Consider the following 14,457-nt stretch of genomic DNA (forward strand, 5'->3'; position numbering starts at 1 on the left):
TGGGCGCGCTGCGGCGTGTTGGCAAAGAAAAACGGGATTTGTCAGAAAATGCCGACAAATCAGAACTTGGGTGGCGTATCCGATGGGGTGTAAGGTACAGTGCCGTCACCGTAGAAGCGCTGGCGCGTTGCTTGAGCCACCCGGTCACACAGTAGATCTCCCATATTGGTACGATCTGTTTTGCACTGCTCGCGTAGCTCTTTTAACGTCGTCGGGTCGGCAGCCAACTCCTCTACAGTCGCGACATCCGGTTTCTGTTCGGGTATTTCTGATTGGCCGCAACCGCTTAGTGTGGCTACCAGAAGAATAAGGGTGACTCGTTTCATGGCTCTATCTGCTCCTTAGAGTCGACTTCAGATTACATCGGCTTGAACTGACGGAGTATGTCAATAGCCTGCACGCGCTTGATAAAGCGGGACAACTCATCAGAAACATCATCATCCCGACGCAGCAGGTACGTCATCAACATCGGCGGGCGGCCCGCTAGCGGCCGTGCCACTATACCTGGCTCCCGGCTTGCAGCAATATGTGGGGCGCTAGCTAGGCTAAGTGCAAAACCCGCCGACACCAATGCCATCATCAGGTCGTAAGATGCAACTCGCTCTGCGATTAGAGGCTCTACTTCGGCCTGCCGCAACACCCGGTCTATTTGACGGGAGAACCCTTCACATGCCAAAGGATCACACAGCACAAGTGGATACCGCAGGACTTCACTCAAAGGAATTCGCTTATAACTCAGCAACGGATGTCTCGCCGGCACGGCTACCATCAGCGGGTCGCTCCATACCGGTTCGGCAACTATGCCATCTCCAACCTCATTGGATTGTGCAAGCCCCACATCGTACAAGTCTTCTTGCAGCCCTTTGAGCTGCTGCGACACAGGCACCTCGAATAGGCGGATTTCAACTTGAGGCTCCTCCTGGCGGCAGAGCGCTAACAAGGCCGGTAAGCGTAATGGAGTAATGCCATCGGATAACGCGAAGCGCAATTGACCGTAGAAGCCATTGGCCGCCGCTTTGACACTGTCTCTGGCTTGCTCTAAGGAGACGAAGACTCGTTGTGCATGCTCCAAGAACAGCAGCCCCGCCCGGGTCAGTCGAGTGCTTCGTGTAGTTCGAGCGAATAACACAACACCCAACTCATCTTCTAGTTCTTTGATAGCGCGCGACAGGGGTGACTGCTCGATGTGGAGCCGCTCCGCGGCGCGTGCAAAATGGAGCTCTTCAGCAACCGCTAGAAAGCAACGCAGATGACGCAGTTCCACCGCACTCTCCATTAATTAGCTTGACCTGATCCCACGAGCACTTAGCAAATGCCGTAGCTCGTTAGAGGTGTTTTCCCCACCATCGATGACCGGTTTCTCAAATGCCTCCGTTACTTCCGCTGCTGGACTGCAGCGCATTCGAGTGCCACATGCTCGACAAGCGACGGCTATAACGACATCGGACAGCAATCACCAGAAATACCGCTACCAACATCAGCACGGGGCTATCGCCGAAGCGGGTATACGGGGTTAGGCCCGTCATACCTTGCACCGTGACCGGCAGCACGCCAGAGCGGTGTGGGGGCAATGCGGCCAGAACACGGCCATGCGGATCAATAGATGCCGTAATGCCGGTGTTGGTGGAAGTCACCATAGGTCGAGCAGTCTCAATGCTGCGCAACCGGCCGATTTGTAGATGCTGGCGAAGTGCCCACGTATCACCGAACCAGCCGAGATTGCTTATGTTGACGATAACGCTCGCACCTTCGTCGCTGCCGGAGCTCGCGAGTAACGCCGGTAGAATTTCCGGCCCGAAAACGTCCTCATAGCAAATGTTGAAGGCCAGTTGCTGCTCGCCTACCGTGAACGGAGTCTGTCGGATAGGACCGCGGTCGAACTCGCCCATGGGTATGTCGAGCATCTGCACGAACCACTCAAAGCCCGGTGGTACATATTCGCCCCATGGTACCAAGTGGCGCTTATCATATCGCTGCGGCATCGTGCCTTCTATCAACTGCTGCACCGGCGTACTAGCGTCAAAACCAATTGCACTATTGGTATACCGAAACTCTCCGTTCGTTTGTGCGATTCGAAGAGGCGCCCCCATAGCAATCGTACTGTGCTGGCGCTCGGCAACGTCGCGCCACGCTTTCCAGACATGGGCTTCGAGCTGGTCCTGGAATACTGGTAGTACGGTCTCAGGCAGCACGATTAGATCGGGAACTGGTTCGTCAGGAAGAGGCGGTTTCGTCGCAAGCTGCAAGTGCCTGGCAATGCCCAGTTCAAGCAATGCCGGATCAAACTTCTGAGACTGCTTAATATTTCCTTGAACTAGCCGAATATTCAATGGCTTACCTTCGGCCGAAGCCCATTCGACATGAGTCAAAAGCTCGCCCACGCCGACGACGACTACCAGCGCAGACAGCGTGAAAATGGCAGGCCGGCGCAAAGAAGTAGGAGACGAACAAAGAGCGGCCAGTGCAGCCGCTACGAACGCAGCTGACAGCGCGGTACCATGCACGCCCAGGACTGTCGCCCATCCTGCCAGCGGGCTATCAACATGAGCGTAGCCGATATTCAGCCATGGGAACCCGGAAAAGGCCACAGCGCGCAGCCACTCCATACTTGCCCATGCTCCCGACCAAGCCAAAGCACCCATTAGGGGCGCTGTGCGTAAAGACGGTGGCCGCAGCCAAGAAAAAATTGCACATGCTATACCGGTAAATAAAGCCAGAAAGGCCGATAACGCAATTACACCAGCAGCAGCCAGCGTAGCGGAAAGACCTCCATAGTGATTCATGCTAATAAAGAGCCAGTACAAACCGACTCCGAAGCTCACCGCGCCGAACCACCAACCTCGTATGGCAGCTTGTTTAAGCGACTTGGCATCGCCAACGACACGCACAAGCACCGCCAAAGATGCGATCTGTACAATCGCCAACGACCAGGAAGGCAGCGGGCCTATCGCGAATGTCATTGCGTGTACGCCACCAGACAGGGTCAACACCGTAGCGGAACGCAAATACCCGACCGGGAAAGAGGCTGACTTTATGCTTGGGAACACGCTATGCCAGATGGACAAGCTATTACGACCGAATGTATGCCCAACCGCTTTGTTGTAGGCGAACAAGCTCAAGGACTGCGGCTCTATCCAGTAAGCGAAGCGGCTGTCGATTCTCCCTATTGATTCGAGCAAGAGTATTCGGACACACCCATGTGAACTCATCCGCATCTGGATGCGCCTCATCCAAGGCTTCGGCAACCGCCTCAGCATTAATGACGATACACACATCTGCTCCAGGATCCTCCCGTCTCAAGTTCATCGCGTTGCTGCGCGCCCGCTGAAGCGCCTCAGACGTCGGTGCGTGAAACACAACTTTCAGTTCATTATCTTGCTGCATACTGTTCATCATAATTAGGACATTAAATCGAGCAGTGGCGGCTCGAGGGCCACGCTATATATGGATTGCAAAAACTAATCCTAGAATAAAGCTAGAAATCGAACGGGCATGGACAGTCATAAGCGGCTCCTATGAATGTGGGTCACTTTAAGTACCGATTTGCTGGGACGCCGATTTCAAAGCGCTCTGCAACATCTCCTCGATGGAGGGATGGTAGTACGGCATGGTCAGTAGCTCATTGACGGTTTGCTTCGCCTGAATCGCCCATGCGAGCAGGTGCGCTATATGTTCACCTCGAGTCAGCAGCATGCTGGCGCCAAGCAAAATGCCCGTATCCGGCTCGGCATAAACTCGCAGCAGGTTATCTTGTGCACCCAGTATCTTGGAGCGACCATTGCCACTGCCTTCGGCCAACCCTATGATCGCGCCCTGCTGCATCGCGGCATCGTAGGACACCCCTACAGTGCAAACATCCGGGTCCGTAAACAAGATCGACATCGGCACTCGGCGTGAAGTACTTGGCCGCTGCTCATCGCGCAAGTAGGACAATGCGGCCTGCGCCGCCATTAGTCCTTCATCCGCTGCCTCGTGCATCAAAGCTCGGTCGGGTTGCACGTCGCCGGCAAAGAAAATCGGCACATCTGAGGCCTGCATGGTAACGGGGTCAATAGATGGCCTACCTTGATCATCCAGCGAAATTCCCGCAACCGACAGATTCAGTGCAGCAGTATTGGGAGCCCGTCCTGTGACGACCAGAAGGCGGTCCACAACGGCACTATGCTCACTCGTACGCATGAGTACCCCTTCGCCCGCCAGGTGGATTTCCACCGAGTCTCCCAGCCACATCGGCAGCTCGCTTATGAATGCTGAAATGGCCCGCTCCTGAACCATGGGATCTTGAATACCACCGATAGTATGGCGCTGATCGGCTCCTATTACTTCTACGTCTAGACGAGCGAGCGCCAAACCCAGCTCAAGGCCAACCGCTCCCATGCCAAGAATTCCCAATCGTTTCGGCAGAGACTCCTGGTCGAAAAGGGTATCGGTTGTCAGGATTCTAGTCGCAACACTTTCAAGTGCTTTGGGCACAACAGGGCTAGAACCGGTAGCGACAATAAAGGCATCGGCTTCGAGACACTCCGATCCTATCTGCAAGACGCCAGGTTCAATGAAGCTTGCTTCGGCCAGAATCAGACTATCTTTTGCCGCATTGCGCGTACGCTCCGCTGCCCCGTTGGCCAACATGTCCCGTGTCTCGCGAGCATGCTTCCACAAAGCTTGTCGTCCTCGCGGGAAGAGCACAGCGCCATCTGGCAATTGCTTTACGGTCTTCCAGCGCATACCCGCATGCAACGCAGCTTTCGACGGCATACATCCGACGCGGGCACACGTCGTGCCCAGTGGCCCTCGATCAATGAGAGCCACTTGCTTGCCTGCAGCTTTTATCGCATGGAATGCTGTGATTCCCGCAGTGCCTGCGCCAATAATGGCGACATCGATTTTCCGGTTGGGCATTGAACTCCCTTTATCCATAATTAAAGAAATGGGCGTTGAAGCATGTTCGCAACAGCGCGCCTGTCTAAGAACCGTTAGCCGATATTGCGCGTGAGCATCATGGCCGCCACCACAACGCAGGCGATGGCAAAAATTCGCTGTAATACCATTGAGGAAATCTTCGGCACCAGCAAGCGAGCGCCCGCCATGCCTGCGAGTGCGGCGGCCGAGAATGCCCAAGTTGCAGCAGTAAGTGAAAGACCTTGTTCTGACGCAATGAAGACGGTGACTACAGATAGCAGTGCAATCACCAACAGAGATGTTGCGACGATGCTGTGCATGCGAAGTTCGCTGAAGTACCCCAGCGCGGGGACGATGATGAATCCACCGCCGATGCCCAACATGCCGGTAAAAAGGCCCGAGACCACTCCGATACCGCCCAGCGTTGTGACGGTGCGTGGGTTCCAGATGAAGCGTCCGGTCTCCTTGGATACTTTGCAAATCCCAGATTGCATCAGGGGCAACTCGCCATCGTTTTGAACACCGCGTGAAGACATGAACATGCGGTAGGCGACCACAAGCATGACGGCGACAAAGATCAAGTTCAGCCACCGGGAAGGAAGCCAGTGAGCCAGCCTGATGCCGAGTGGCGCAGTAATGGTACCCGCTGTCGCCAAGACAATCGCGGCTTTGTACCGAACAAGGCCTTGGCGCAGCCCTTGCAATGCACCAAGCATCGCTGCGGAACCAACGGCCATGAGTGCCATAGGAGCAGCCGCACGCATATCCATACCCAGGCCAAACACCAGTGCCGGTACGGCAAAGATACCGCCTCCAGCCCCAGTGAGTCCTAAGACAGCGCCGATTACAAGCCCAAGCAGCCCGCCACTAAGCATCATGCCCCCTGCCTTGACACATAATTCCGTACGTCTGTACTCAGATGATCCATCAGCGCGGACCCAACACTTCGGTCAACGCGCCCTGTTGCGGCATGCCGTTGTACTTCTGGATCAACCCTTTATCGTCCTGAACGATGATGCCAGGGGTTCCTCGAAATCCCATCGAAAGCATGAGCATCTGATTATCTTCGAGCGTCCGCTGTACATCGTCCGGTACGCTCTTGGCGGGCGTAATACCGCCCTGGTCGAACTTGACTTCATTCTCTCGCAACGCGGCTGAAGGATCGGCTGCGCCAAGAATCGCCGCCGCTTTGGCCGGGCTGTCCTCTTTGATGACGCCGACTAACAGGTGGCGCAACTGGACCTTTCCGGCATCAACCCACGGACGCGCGGCCTCCCAGAACAAATGGCAATAGGGACAATTTGCATCGGTGAAGGCATAGACGATACGCGGCGCGTCTGCCTTGCCATCCAGCACCCACGTGGCCGACTCCAGCTGCGCCCACGCCTGGTCGCTGATTGGCTTGGCAACCAGGCTCTGCAGTGTCGCTTGGTCAATCGGTTCGCCCTTGGCATTCAGGCGCGTGCCCGCAACGGCATTACCATCGGCCAGGACGTAGACCGCGACGGGGCTGTCGCCGAGAACACCGGCGAAGGCGCGCACGCCTTTACCGGCCTCGAACTCCTGCTTGAAGATGACACCTTGGTCTTCCAACGCGTCGATAACTGGCGGTTTATCCGTGACTTGGGCCAGGCCTCCGCTGGGCATCAGAATGAGAGGCGCCGCAGTCATGAAAGCGAAAAGCACCCGCGGTGCAAACATAGTCGTTCCTTATCCGTACTGGGTTAAATGAATGGTCAAAAATGGCGTGATATCTTGTCTTTGAGATCACTCATCGTGATCTCGCCTAAATGCAAGTCCACCATGCGTCCTTGTGCATCGAAAAGGAAGGTAGTGGGCAAGCCACCCGTCCGCATTTCCTGCATCGCCTTGGACGATGGATCGAGCAGAACATCCTTCAAATTCAGACCTTCGCTACGAAGAAACGCTTTAGCCTGTTGCGCGCTTTCCCCCTGATTGATCAAGACGAAGGCTACATCGGGAAATGCCGCCTGGGCCTGCTCGAGCACCGGCATCTCGCGCCGGCATGGTGGGCACCAGGTCGCCCAAAGATTGAGCACGACCGGCACTCCCACATACGAACTCAAGTGGGCGGGACGCTCCTCCAGCGTCATTAACTGCAAGTCCGGCAAAGACAGCGCGGCCTGCTGCGCCAGCTTGTCAGCTTCCAATCCCAGTGCTGTTGAGGAGTTTTCTGCGTTGTCTGCCTGATTGCAGCCCGCCATCAGCATGAGGGTGACGACAACAAGAATGAGCAGGCGTAAAGCCGGTGTAAGCTTGGTTATCATTTTTCGGCTCCCGAGCCGGAGGATAGGTCAAAACGACGCAGCATCTTGTCCTTGAGGCTGGGCATGGTGATCTCGCCCAAATGCATGTCCACCTGACGGCCTTGCGCATCGAAAAACAAGGTGGTGGGCAAGCCACGCGAGTTCATTGTGCGCATGGCCTCGGAAGCGGGGTCAAGTAAAACATCCGTCAAGCTCAAACCCTCACTTTCAAGAAAAGCCTGCGCCTGCTGCGCGCTTTCCCCTTGGTTGACCAACACGAAGGCCACATCCGGAAAATCGGTCTGAGCCTGTTCAAACACCGGCATCTCGCGTCGGCATGGCGGACACCAGCTCGCCCAAAGATTGAGCACGATGGGGCGCCCCGCATACTCGCTCAGCGAAACGGGATGTTCGTCCAGCGTCGCCAGTTGCAGGTCCGGCAAAGGCGGCGCGGCGCGCAGCAATAAAGCGAGCACCCCGCCCGCGAGGGCCCATGCGGCGACGCCGACCATGACGCCCGCCATCACGGGGACGCGCAAGATCTGAGCGGACCGGGTTCGCCGCCAGATGTAAGCAACGACCACCAGCACGCCAACCCACCAGACAAATCCACCATCGCCGATGGCGATCATGGATCTGGGTGTGGCCGAGTACTCCTCCCACCACTGCGCAATGTATGCCAAGCGTGCCGTCAAGAGCCCCCAAAACACGGCGTCAAGAATCATTGATCCGGCGGCTTTGTAAGACACATCAGGCGTCCTCCGACCGACAATTCGTGCTGTCAGCCAAGCCAGCAGTACGGCGGCAATAACCGTGACGACCTGTATAGGAAATGGACCAATGCCGCTCATGACACCCCCGCCGCGTCCAGGCGGTCCTGAAACTCGCGCGCACCGATCTCACCCACCACACGCAGATCCCGCCGTTCCGTACCATCCGGCCCCACCAGTATGAGCGTGGGCGGCCCCATGACGCCCCAGTGTTTGAGCAGTTCCTTATCTGTAGCGTCATTACGCGTCACGTCTGGCCGCACGACCTGCATACGCGCCAGCTGCGCCGCAACCGCGGGATCGCCGAATACATTGCGCTCGATTACATGGCAGCTGACGCACCAGTCGGCGTAGAAATCAATCAAGGTCCACTGGCCGCGCGCGGCGCCTTCCGCCAGGCGAGCATCCACGTCGGCCACCGATTTCGCCTGGATATAACTGACCTCGGCGGTTGGCGTGGCCGCAGCGGGCGCGCCGCGCAGATGCGCCAGGGGCTGCAAGGCGGCGTCACCCCCTGAAGCGGCGCCCACGAGCATCAGGACAGACCACAGACCGACGAACGCCGCCGCCGAACGCAAGCTCCACGCCAACCGCTGCCTATTCGTAACGGCTTGCGCCCAAGCGACGAGCCCCACCGCCACCAGCAGCATCCAGGCCCCCCAGAGCAACAGACTCGTCGTTCCGGTCAGAAAACGCGTCAGCATCATCACTGCCATGCCAACCATGACATAGCCGAAGGCGACGCGCACCCGATCCATCCACGCACCGGGCTTGGGCAGCACACGGGCGCCGAACACAGCAATGGCCAACAATGGCAGGCCCATACCCAAACCCAGCGCAAACAAAGCCAGCCCCCCTTGGATCGCACTGCCCGTCTGCCCGATGTACAACAGCGCACCCGCCAAGGGAGCCGTCATGCACGGACCAACCAAAAGCGCCGACAGAAAACCCAACACCGCCGCACCGGTGATACTCCCCCCCGAACGAGCAGGCCCCGCTGCCTGGAGGCGATTCGTCACAGCGGATGGCAAGCGCAACTCGAACAGACCGAATAGCGAACTGGCCAGAATGAGAAAGAGCGCCGCGAAGGCGCTGAGCAACCAAGGCGACTGCAGCGTGGCTTGTAAATTGGCACCCACCAGTCCAGCCGCCACCCCCACTGCAGCGTAGGTACCCGCCATCGCCAGGACGTATGACGACGACAAAACGAAAGCCCGACGCGGCTTGGCCTGGCTACCAACGACCATGGTGGAAACGATGGGAATCATCGGCAAAGTGCAGGGCGTAAAAGCCAACAATAGGCCGAATCCGAAAAACAGCAGCGTGCCGGCAATAGGCCCCAGCGCAGCAAGTCGCTGAGCAGCCGCCTGATCCTCGCCAACACTGGCGCCCGAAGGCATGCCGGCCGAATCAGGCCCGCGCTCCGAGACTGATTCAGGTTCCGATGCCTGAGGCGGTTGCTCGACAGCCTGACCGTCAGCTACCGCTGTCGCTGCTGGCGCGCTGATATGCATCGTCTGCGGTGGATAGCAGATACCGTCTTCTGCACAGCCTTGCCAATGCAGTGTCAGTGGGCCGGTTACAGCCGCCGGGAAGCGCAGACGGGCCGTATCGCCGGTGTAGATGACGGTATCGCCAAAAAACTCGTCATGCCGGGGCGTTCCAGCAGGGAGAGCCAGATCAACAGCATTCTCGTTGTCGTCGACCAGCTTCAACGAGTGGCGGTAGACATAATAGCCGTCGGCAATCTGCCCTTCGACTATATACTCTCCGCCTTGCTGCCTCACCTCCTCTACCTTGAATACGTCTGAGGCTTCAAGAAATTCGGGCTCCGTGGCCGACGAAAACAGACCATTGCCTGCCCAGGCACTTCCAACGGCAAAACAAAACAGTACGAGAGCCGCACGGGCAATCCGATAGACAGACAAGCTGAACTCCTGCAGGTAAACTTAGGTGAATCATGCACCTGCAGGATTAAGGGAAGCTTAAGGCTTCGCAGAAAACTCAAGAAAGCGTAGTATCGCCCGCTACTGGAAGCGTAAGTCGTGCTTCCAGCCCGCCGCCATCCCGTTCCAGAAGCTCAAATGCGCCCGCATGTCGACGTGCAATCGCGTTCACAATAGATAGGCCTAGTCCGTAGCCGGGTATTTTTGGGTCTCCACGCCAAAACCGATTAACTGCTTGAGCCCGCTCTTGCGCATTCAGGCCAGCGCCTTCGTCCAGCACACTAATGTGCATGGTGCCATTGCTTTGCGGCTCCAAGCGAATCGTAATGGGAGTGTCGGTGGGCGCGTAGCGTATTGCATTATCAATTAGGTTTTGAATTGCCCCAACTAGAAGTGGTCGGGCGGCGCGTACCGGTCGCGAGTTGTCAGCCCCTTGCACCGATATCCTACCTATAGAATCACCGTACATTGGCTTCAATGCCTCAATTGCAATGGATGCAGCCTCAATCGGATCGCTAACCTCCTTCGCGACAGAATGGCCTTCTAACCGCGCCAGATCAAGCAAACGCTGAAGGATATTCTGCAGCTGCTGTACCCCTTGGTCTGCGCTGGTGAGGGCTGCTTCCATGGTGGCTTTTTCATCTCGCCGTTGCAACGCAAGCTTCGCCACTTGAATGTGTGTTTTCACACCGGTAAGGGGAGTACGCAATTCGTGCGCCGCGCTATCGGTGAATCGGCGCTCTCGCACGATTGCGTCCTGCAGTCTCTCCAAAAGTTGCTCGATCGTATGCAGGAGCGGCTGTAACTCTACAGGGGCCTTCACCTCAGGCAATGGACTATCGTCGCCGGGCCGGCGCCGTGCCAGAAGGCTACGAATACGCTCCACGGGCGCCAGTCCACGGGTAATGCCCAACCACAGCACGATCAGGGTGCCAAACAAAGCGACAACGAACGGCACCCCTGCCGAAAGGATCAACTCTTTGACCAATGCCTCTCTGACGTCGATGCTGTCGGCGGTAGCGATCTGAACGTCGCCCTGCCGCAGTACATAGGTACGCCATCGCTTATTACCGTATATATAGGTACTGAAGCCTGGATCAGCATGCATCAGTTCCGGACTGCCTGCCGTACGTGCCACGGTTTCAATCACGACTTCACCGCGCACGAGGCTTACTTCGCACGCCACCCCATCTCGGGCGACGACGTCCAATGGCTTATCACCCATTGCGGCAATATCTTGAGGTTCGGGAAATTGGGAAACCAGCCCGGCAACCATTCGTGCGGACGCCGCCAGACGGTTGTCCAATGCCTGGCCTAACGACTGACGGGCGTCAATGAACATCCAGGTCGCCACCAAAGTCCAAAGCGCAGTCAGCGAAATACCGATATACAGCAAAAGGCGCAAGCGCAGACTCATGTTCCCACTACCTTCTCGGCTGAACCAAGCCTATAACCGAGTCCACGCACTGTTTCGACAATATTATTTCCGAGCTTGCGGCGCAAATGATAAATATGTACGTTGATCGCATTGCTTTCCACGTTCTGCTCATAACCATAGACGCTATCGCAAAGCTGCTCTGTACTAAGGATGGCCTGGGGATTCTGCAGCAAGGCGCGCAATAATGACAACTCGCGACGTGCCAGCGCTACCGGCTCATCGGCTAGCCATACTCGGCCTGTCGACGAACAGAACTTCAGTTCCCCGTGATTCATGCAGTCGGTGTTGCGGCCCGCGACCCGGCGCGTCAGTACGTGCAACCGTGCCTGCAACTCATCCAACTCGAAAGGTTTGACCAGGTAATCATCAGCCCCTCCAAGTAGTCCCTCCACACGATGGCTGAGCGCGTCACGTGCCGTCAATACGAGAACGGGAAGATCACGACCTTCTTCGCGCCAACGGCGCAGCAATGCCATTCCATCTTCGTCTGGCAGCCCAAGATCAAGGATGCATACATCAAAGTATGACGTCGCCAATGCAGCATCCGCCAAGTTAGCCGTGCTCACGTGGTCGATCGTCAAGCCATGCAATCTCAGTCCCGCCACAATACCGCTCGCGACGAGGAGATCATCTTCTACGAGCAAAATATGCATTTCATTATCCTTGCGTACAAGCGCCGGAAACCTTCTGAACTCTCAATCAAGCAAAAATCTTAACAGTCTTTCAAGCTTTGCTCACCCTCGCATCACCTCTTAATGCTGCCTTAATTCTGGCAACTTATTGTGTCTCCAATTTGGCTGTATTTAATCTGGATTGCCACGTATCTCCTGAGGCAGCACCGGATACGACTCTACCGGATGCAGCCCCTATGGAAGCGGACACGTATGCTATGACACCTATACTGGGAACCTTGCTAGCGACAAGCTTTGTCGCTTCATTGGTGGCGCTGGGCATTCTCGTCTGGGCTGTTGCCAATAAGTTGATATTCGTGGGTAAAGCCGAGGCTTCCACGATTTTCATGGAAGGAGAGCTCGGCCATCCCGACGACAGCTCCTCTTTTGGTAAACAGAACGAGGACGAATCACATCACTTCGACGTATTGCGCGCTGGCATCGATCGCGCCGGGAAGGGCCCAGTTCTGGTTCTGATCACGGCTGGCATTCTCTGGCTACTGATAGGCTCAACATTCGGCGTCATTGCATCCTTGAAGCTGCACTGGCCAGATTGGCTCGCGGATGTTGCGCAGATCACTTTTGGCCGTGCACGCACACTACATCTGAATATCGTTGCCTATGGCTGGCTTTCGGTCACAGGCATCGGCGTGGCTTTATGGCTGTTGCCACGAATCTTCCACACGCCCCTTCGACGGCCCAATATGGCCTATCTTGGGGCCTTTCTTTGGACGCTGGGTGTTCTGGGTGGGACCATCGCCGTCGCTAACGGCTGGTCCGATGGCATTGAGTGGCTGGAATTCCCATGGCAAATCGACTTGGTGCTTGCATTGGGCGGTTTCTTCCTTGCCTGGCCTGCGATTGAGACTGCTGCACGGCGGAAATCACGTCACATCTATGTGTCTGGCTGGTATTTCTTAGCCGGCATGGTGTGGTTTCCCTTCTTGTTCCTGGTGGCGAACATACCCGGCCTGCACGTGGGCGCTCAGCAGGCGACAGTGAATTGGTGGTTCGCCCATAACGTGCTGGGATTGTGGCTGACGCCCATGGGCGTTGGCATGGCCTACTACATTATTCCCAAGATCATCGGCAAACCGGTGTATTCATACAACGTCTCGCTCCTCGGTTTTTGGAGCCTGGCGTTGTTCTACAGCCAGGTCGGCATCCACCACCTGATGGGCGGACCGATCCCGACCTGGGCGGTGACGCTGTCTGTTGTCCATAGCATCATGATGTTTGTCCCGGTAATCGCCGTTGCGATCAACCAGCACGTCACTGTCGCCACCAACATGTGGGCGTTCAAGCAGTCAATGTCGCTCCGGTTCGTATGGATCGGCGCGCTGATGTACACCCTCTCTTCCTTTCAGGGCTCAATCGAGGCAATACGTTCGGTCAACTCGATCACTCACTTCACCCATTACACCGTCGGGCACGCACACCTGGGCGCCTATGGCTTCGTTTCGCTTGTGCTGTTTGGCACTCTCTATTACATGATGCCGCACATCGTTGGCCGGCGCTGGCCCTACCCGAAACTGGTGCAAACGCATTTTTGGCTGGTGGTGGTCGGATTCACGATCTACTTCGTCTCCCTGACCATCGCTGGCGTCCTGCAAGGCATGGGGTTGATGGATCCGGGATCGAGCTTTGCCGAAATCACCCGATCGATGATTCCTTATCTTGAAGGCCGATCCATCGGCGGCACGTTGATGACCTTGGGCCACTTCGTCTTTGCCGCACATTTCGCCTTGCTGCTGCTGAAAAAAGAATCGAGCACCAATTCCGTCGATACGTTCGCTCCTGTGAAAGCGTCATGAACAAACTTTTGCCACTTCTCATTGGCGCAATTGGCGTCTTGCTGCTCGCCACACTGATGCTGGTGATTCTGCCCGCCTGGCAGCTTCGCACATCGCAGCCGCCGGCGCAGCTCCAGCCCTACACCGAGCAGCAGTTGTTCGGACGCCAGCAGTACGTCGCCAACGGTTGTATCTACTGCCACAGCCAGCAGCCCCGCTCCACAGGCCAAACGCTATTCGACGGCGCCCGCGGCTGGGGCCGCGCCTCGACGCCGGGAGACTATTTCTACGACACGCCCCACCTGCTGGGCACCATGCGTACCGGCCCCGACCTGCTCAACGTCGGCGCCCGCCTGAAAAGCCGCGATTGGCATCTGACGCACCTGTACCAGCCGCGCGCCATCTTCGATTGGAGCATCATGCCTTCATATCCCTATATGTTCGACGTGAAGGATGAAGCTGCGCAGGACGACGTCGTGGTGCGCCTGCCCGCCCAGTTCCAGCCGCCGGGCGGCCGGGTGGTCGTGGCTCGCAAAGAAGCGCTGGATCTCGTCGAATACCTGCTCAGCCTGGATCGCACCTATCCGGCCAGCCACGAGGAATTGCAGAAGAGGGACCGCGGATATGACCACCGTCCGGAAACAGCGGCAGACGGGCATGCGGGTTAGGAACG

13 protein-coding genes are annotated in these 14,457 nt (G+C 56.9%); 2 read left to right on the forward strand and 11 right to left on the reverse strand.

What is annotated here, in order from left to right; translation table 11 throughout:
* Window positions 1–59 precede the first annotated feature (59 nt).
* From CKA81_RS08755 to CKA81_RS08810, 11 genes are all read right to left on the reverse strand, one after another.
* The gene (locus CKA81_RS08755; protein ID WP_118994234.1) at window positions 60–326 is read right to left on the reverse strand and encodes an EexN family lipoprotein; all 267 of its coding nucleotides are present in this window, start codon (window positions 324–326) and stop codon (window positions 60–62) included.
* 32 nt (window positions 327–358) lie between these two features.
* A complete protein-coding gene (locus CKA81_RS08760) occupies window positions 359–1,264 on the reverse strand; it encodes a LysR family transcriptional regulator (RefSeq protein ID WP_118994233.1) in 906 nt (301 codons plus the stop codon).
* A gap of 97 nt (window positions 1,265–1,361) precedes the next feature.
* Window positions 1,362–2,960 carry an apolipoprotein N-acyltransferase gene (lnt, locus tag CKA81_RS08765; RefSeq protein ID WP_118994232.1) on the reverse strand — a complete coding sequence of 533 codons (1,599 nt, stop codon included), beginning with the start codon at window positions 2,958–2,960 and terminating at the stop codon, window positions 1,362–1,364.
* A 571-nt stretch (window positions 2,961–3,531) separates the two neighbouring features.
* Window positions 3,532–4,899, reverse strand: a complete 1,368-nt coding sequence (locus tag CKA81_RS08775) for a dihydrolipoyl dehydrogenase (protein ID WP_128354954.1) — start codon at window positions 4,897–4,899, stop codon at window positions 3,532–3,534.
* A gap of 74 nt (window positions 4,900–4,973) precedes the next feature.
* Window positions 4,974–5,777, reverse strand: coding sequence for a sulfite exporter TauE/SafE family protein (locus tag CKA81_RS08780; protein ID WP_118994230.1), 804 nt, complete (start codon window positions 5,775–5,777; stop codon window positions 4,974–4,976).
* Between the two features lie 49 nt (window positions 5,778–5,826).
* Window positions 5,827–6,600 carry a thiol:disulfide interchange protein DsbG gene (dsbG, locus tag CKA81_RS08785; protein ID WP_118994229.1) on the reverse strand — a complete coding sequence of 258 codons (774 nt, stop codon included), beginning with the start codon at window positions 6,598–6,600 and terminating at the stop codon, window positions 5,827–5,829.
* Window positions 6,601–6,635: 35 nt separating this feature from the next.
* Window positions 6,636–7,187 (reverse strand): TlpA family protein disulfide reductase, encoded by a 552-nt coding sequence (locus CKA81_RS08790; RefSeq protein WP_118994228.1) that lies wholly within the window; start codon window positions 7,185–7,187, stop codon window positions 6,636–6,638.
* The gene (locus tag CKA81_RS08795; protein WP_118994227.1) at window positions 7,184–8,017 is read right to left on the reverse strand and encodes a TlpA disulfide reductase family protein; all 834 of its coding nucleotides are present in this window, start codon (window positions 8,015–8,017) and stop codon (window positions 7,184–7,186) included. Before CKA81_RS08795 ends, CKA81_RS08790 begins: the two co-directional genes overlap by 4 nt.
* A complete protein-coding gene (dsbD, locus tag CKA81_RS08800) occupies window positions 8,014–9,864 on the reverse strand; it encodes a protein-disulfide reductase DsbD (RefSeq protein WP_228255685.1) in 1,851 nt (616 codons plus the stop codon). Before dsbD ends, CKA81_RS08795 begins: the two co-directional genes overlap by 4 nt.
* Window positions 9,865–9,940: 76 nt before the next feature.
* Window positions 9,941–11,299 (reverse strand): sensor histidine kinase, encoded by a 1,359-nt coding sequence (locus CKA81_RS08805; protein ID WP_118994225.1) that lies wholly within the window; start codon window positions 11,297–11,299, stop codon window positions 9,941–9,943.
* Window positions 11,296–11,973, reverse strand: a complete 678-nt coding sequence (locus tag CKA81_RS08810) for a response regulator (RefSeq protein ID WP_118994224.1) — start codon at window positions 11,971–11,973, stop codon at window positions 11,296–11,298. The genes CKA81_RS08805 and CKA81_RS08810 overlap by 4 nt, the downstream gene beginning before the upstream one ends.
* Window positions 11,974–12,188: 215 nt before the next feature.
* Between CKA81_RS08810 and CKA81_RS08815 the strand changes: the two genes are divergently transcribed.
* Window positions 12,189–13,805: a cbb3-type cytochrome c oxidase subunit I gene (locus CKA81_RS08815; RefSeq protein ID WP_425330941.1), complete on the forward strand. Its 1,617-nt coding sequence runs from the start codon at window positions 12,189–12,191 to the stop codon at window positions 13,803–13,805.
* Window positions 13,802–14,452: a cbb3-type cytochrome c oxidase subunit II gene (locus CKA81_RS08820; RefSeq protein WP_118994223.1), complete on the forward strand. Its 651-nt coding sequence runs from the start codon at window positions 13,802–13,804 to the stop codon at window positions 14,450–14,452. Before CKA81_RS08815 ends, CKA81_RS08820 begins: the two co-directional genes overlap by 4 nt.
* Window positions 14,453–14,457: the final 5 nt, after the last annotated feature.

Source organism: Pollutimonas thiosulfatoxidans (assembly GCF_004022565.1).
GTDB classification, from domain to species: domain Bacteria; phylum Pseudomonadota; class Gammaproteobacteria; order Burkholderiales; family Burkholderiaceae_B; genus Pusillimonas_D; species Pusillimonas_D thiosulfatoxidans.

Bases quoted from the DNA above. Each gene is read 5' to 3' on its own strand.
- CKA81_RS08755 (WP_118994234.1), bottom strand. From the start codon at position 326: ATGAAACGAGTCACCCTTATTCTTCTGGTAGCCACACTAAGCGGTTGC.
- lnt (WP_118994232.1), bottom strand. From the start codon at position 2,960: ATGACATTCGCGATAGGCCCGCTGCCTTCCTGGTCGTTGGCGATTGTA.
- CKA81_RS08775 (WP_128354954.1), bottom strand. From the start codon at position 4,899: ATGCCCAACCGGAAAATCGATGTCGCCATTATTGGCGCAGGCACTGCG.
- CKA81_RS08780 (WP_118994230.1), bottom strand. From the start codon at position 5,777: ATGATGCTTAGTGGCGGGCTGCTTGGGCTTGTAATCGGCGCTGTCTTA.
- dsbG (WP_118994229.1), bottom strand. From the start codon at position 6,600: ATGTTTGCACCGCGGGTGCTTTTCGCTTTCATGACTGCGGCGCCTCTC.
- CKA81_RS08790 (WP_118994228.1), bottom strand. From the start codon at position 7,187: ATGATAACCAAGCTTACACCGGCTTTACGCCTGCTCATTCTTGTTGTC.
- CKA81_RS08795 (WP_118994227.1), bottom strand. From the start codon at position 8,017: ATGAGCGGCATTGGTCCATTTCCTATACAGGTCGTCACGGTTATTGCC.
- CKA81_RS08805 (WP_118994225.1), bottom strand. From the start codon at position 11,299: ATGAGTCTGCGCTTGCGCCTTTTGCTGTATATCGGTATTTCGCTGACT.
- CKA81_RS08810 (WP_118994224.1), bottom strand. From the start codon at position 11,973: ATGCATATTTTGCTCGTAGAAGATGATCTCCTCGTCGCGAGCGGTATT.
- CKA81_RS08815 (WP_425330941.1), top strand. From the start codon at position 12,189: ATGGAAGCGGACACGTATGCTATGACACCTATACTGGGAACCTTGCTA.
- CKA81_RS08820 (WP_118994223.1), top strand. From the start codon at position 13,802: ATGAACAAACTTTTGCCACTTCTCATTGGCGCAATTGGCGTCTTGCTG.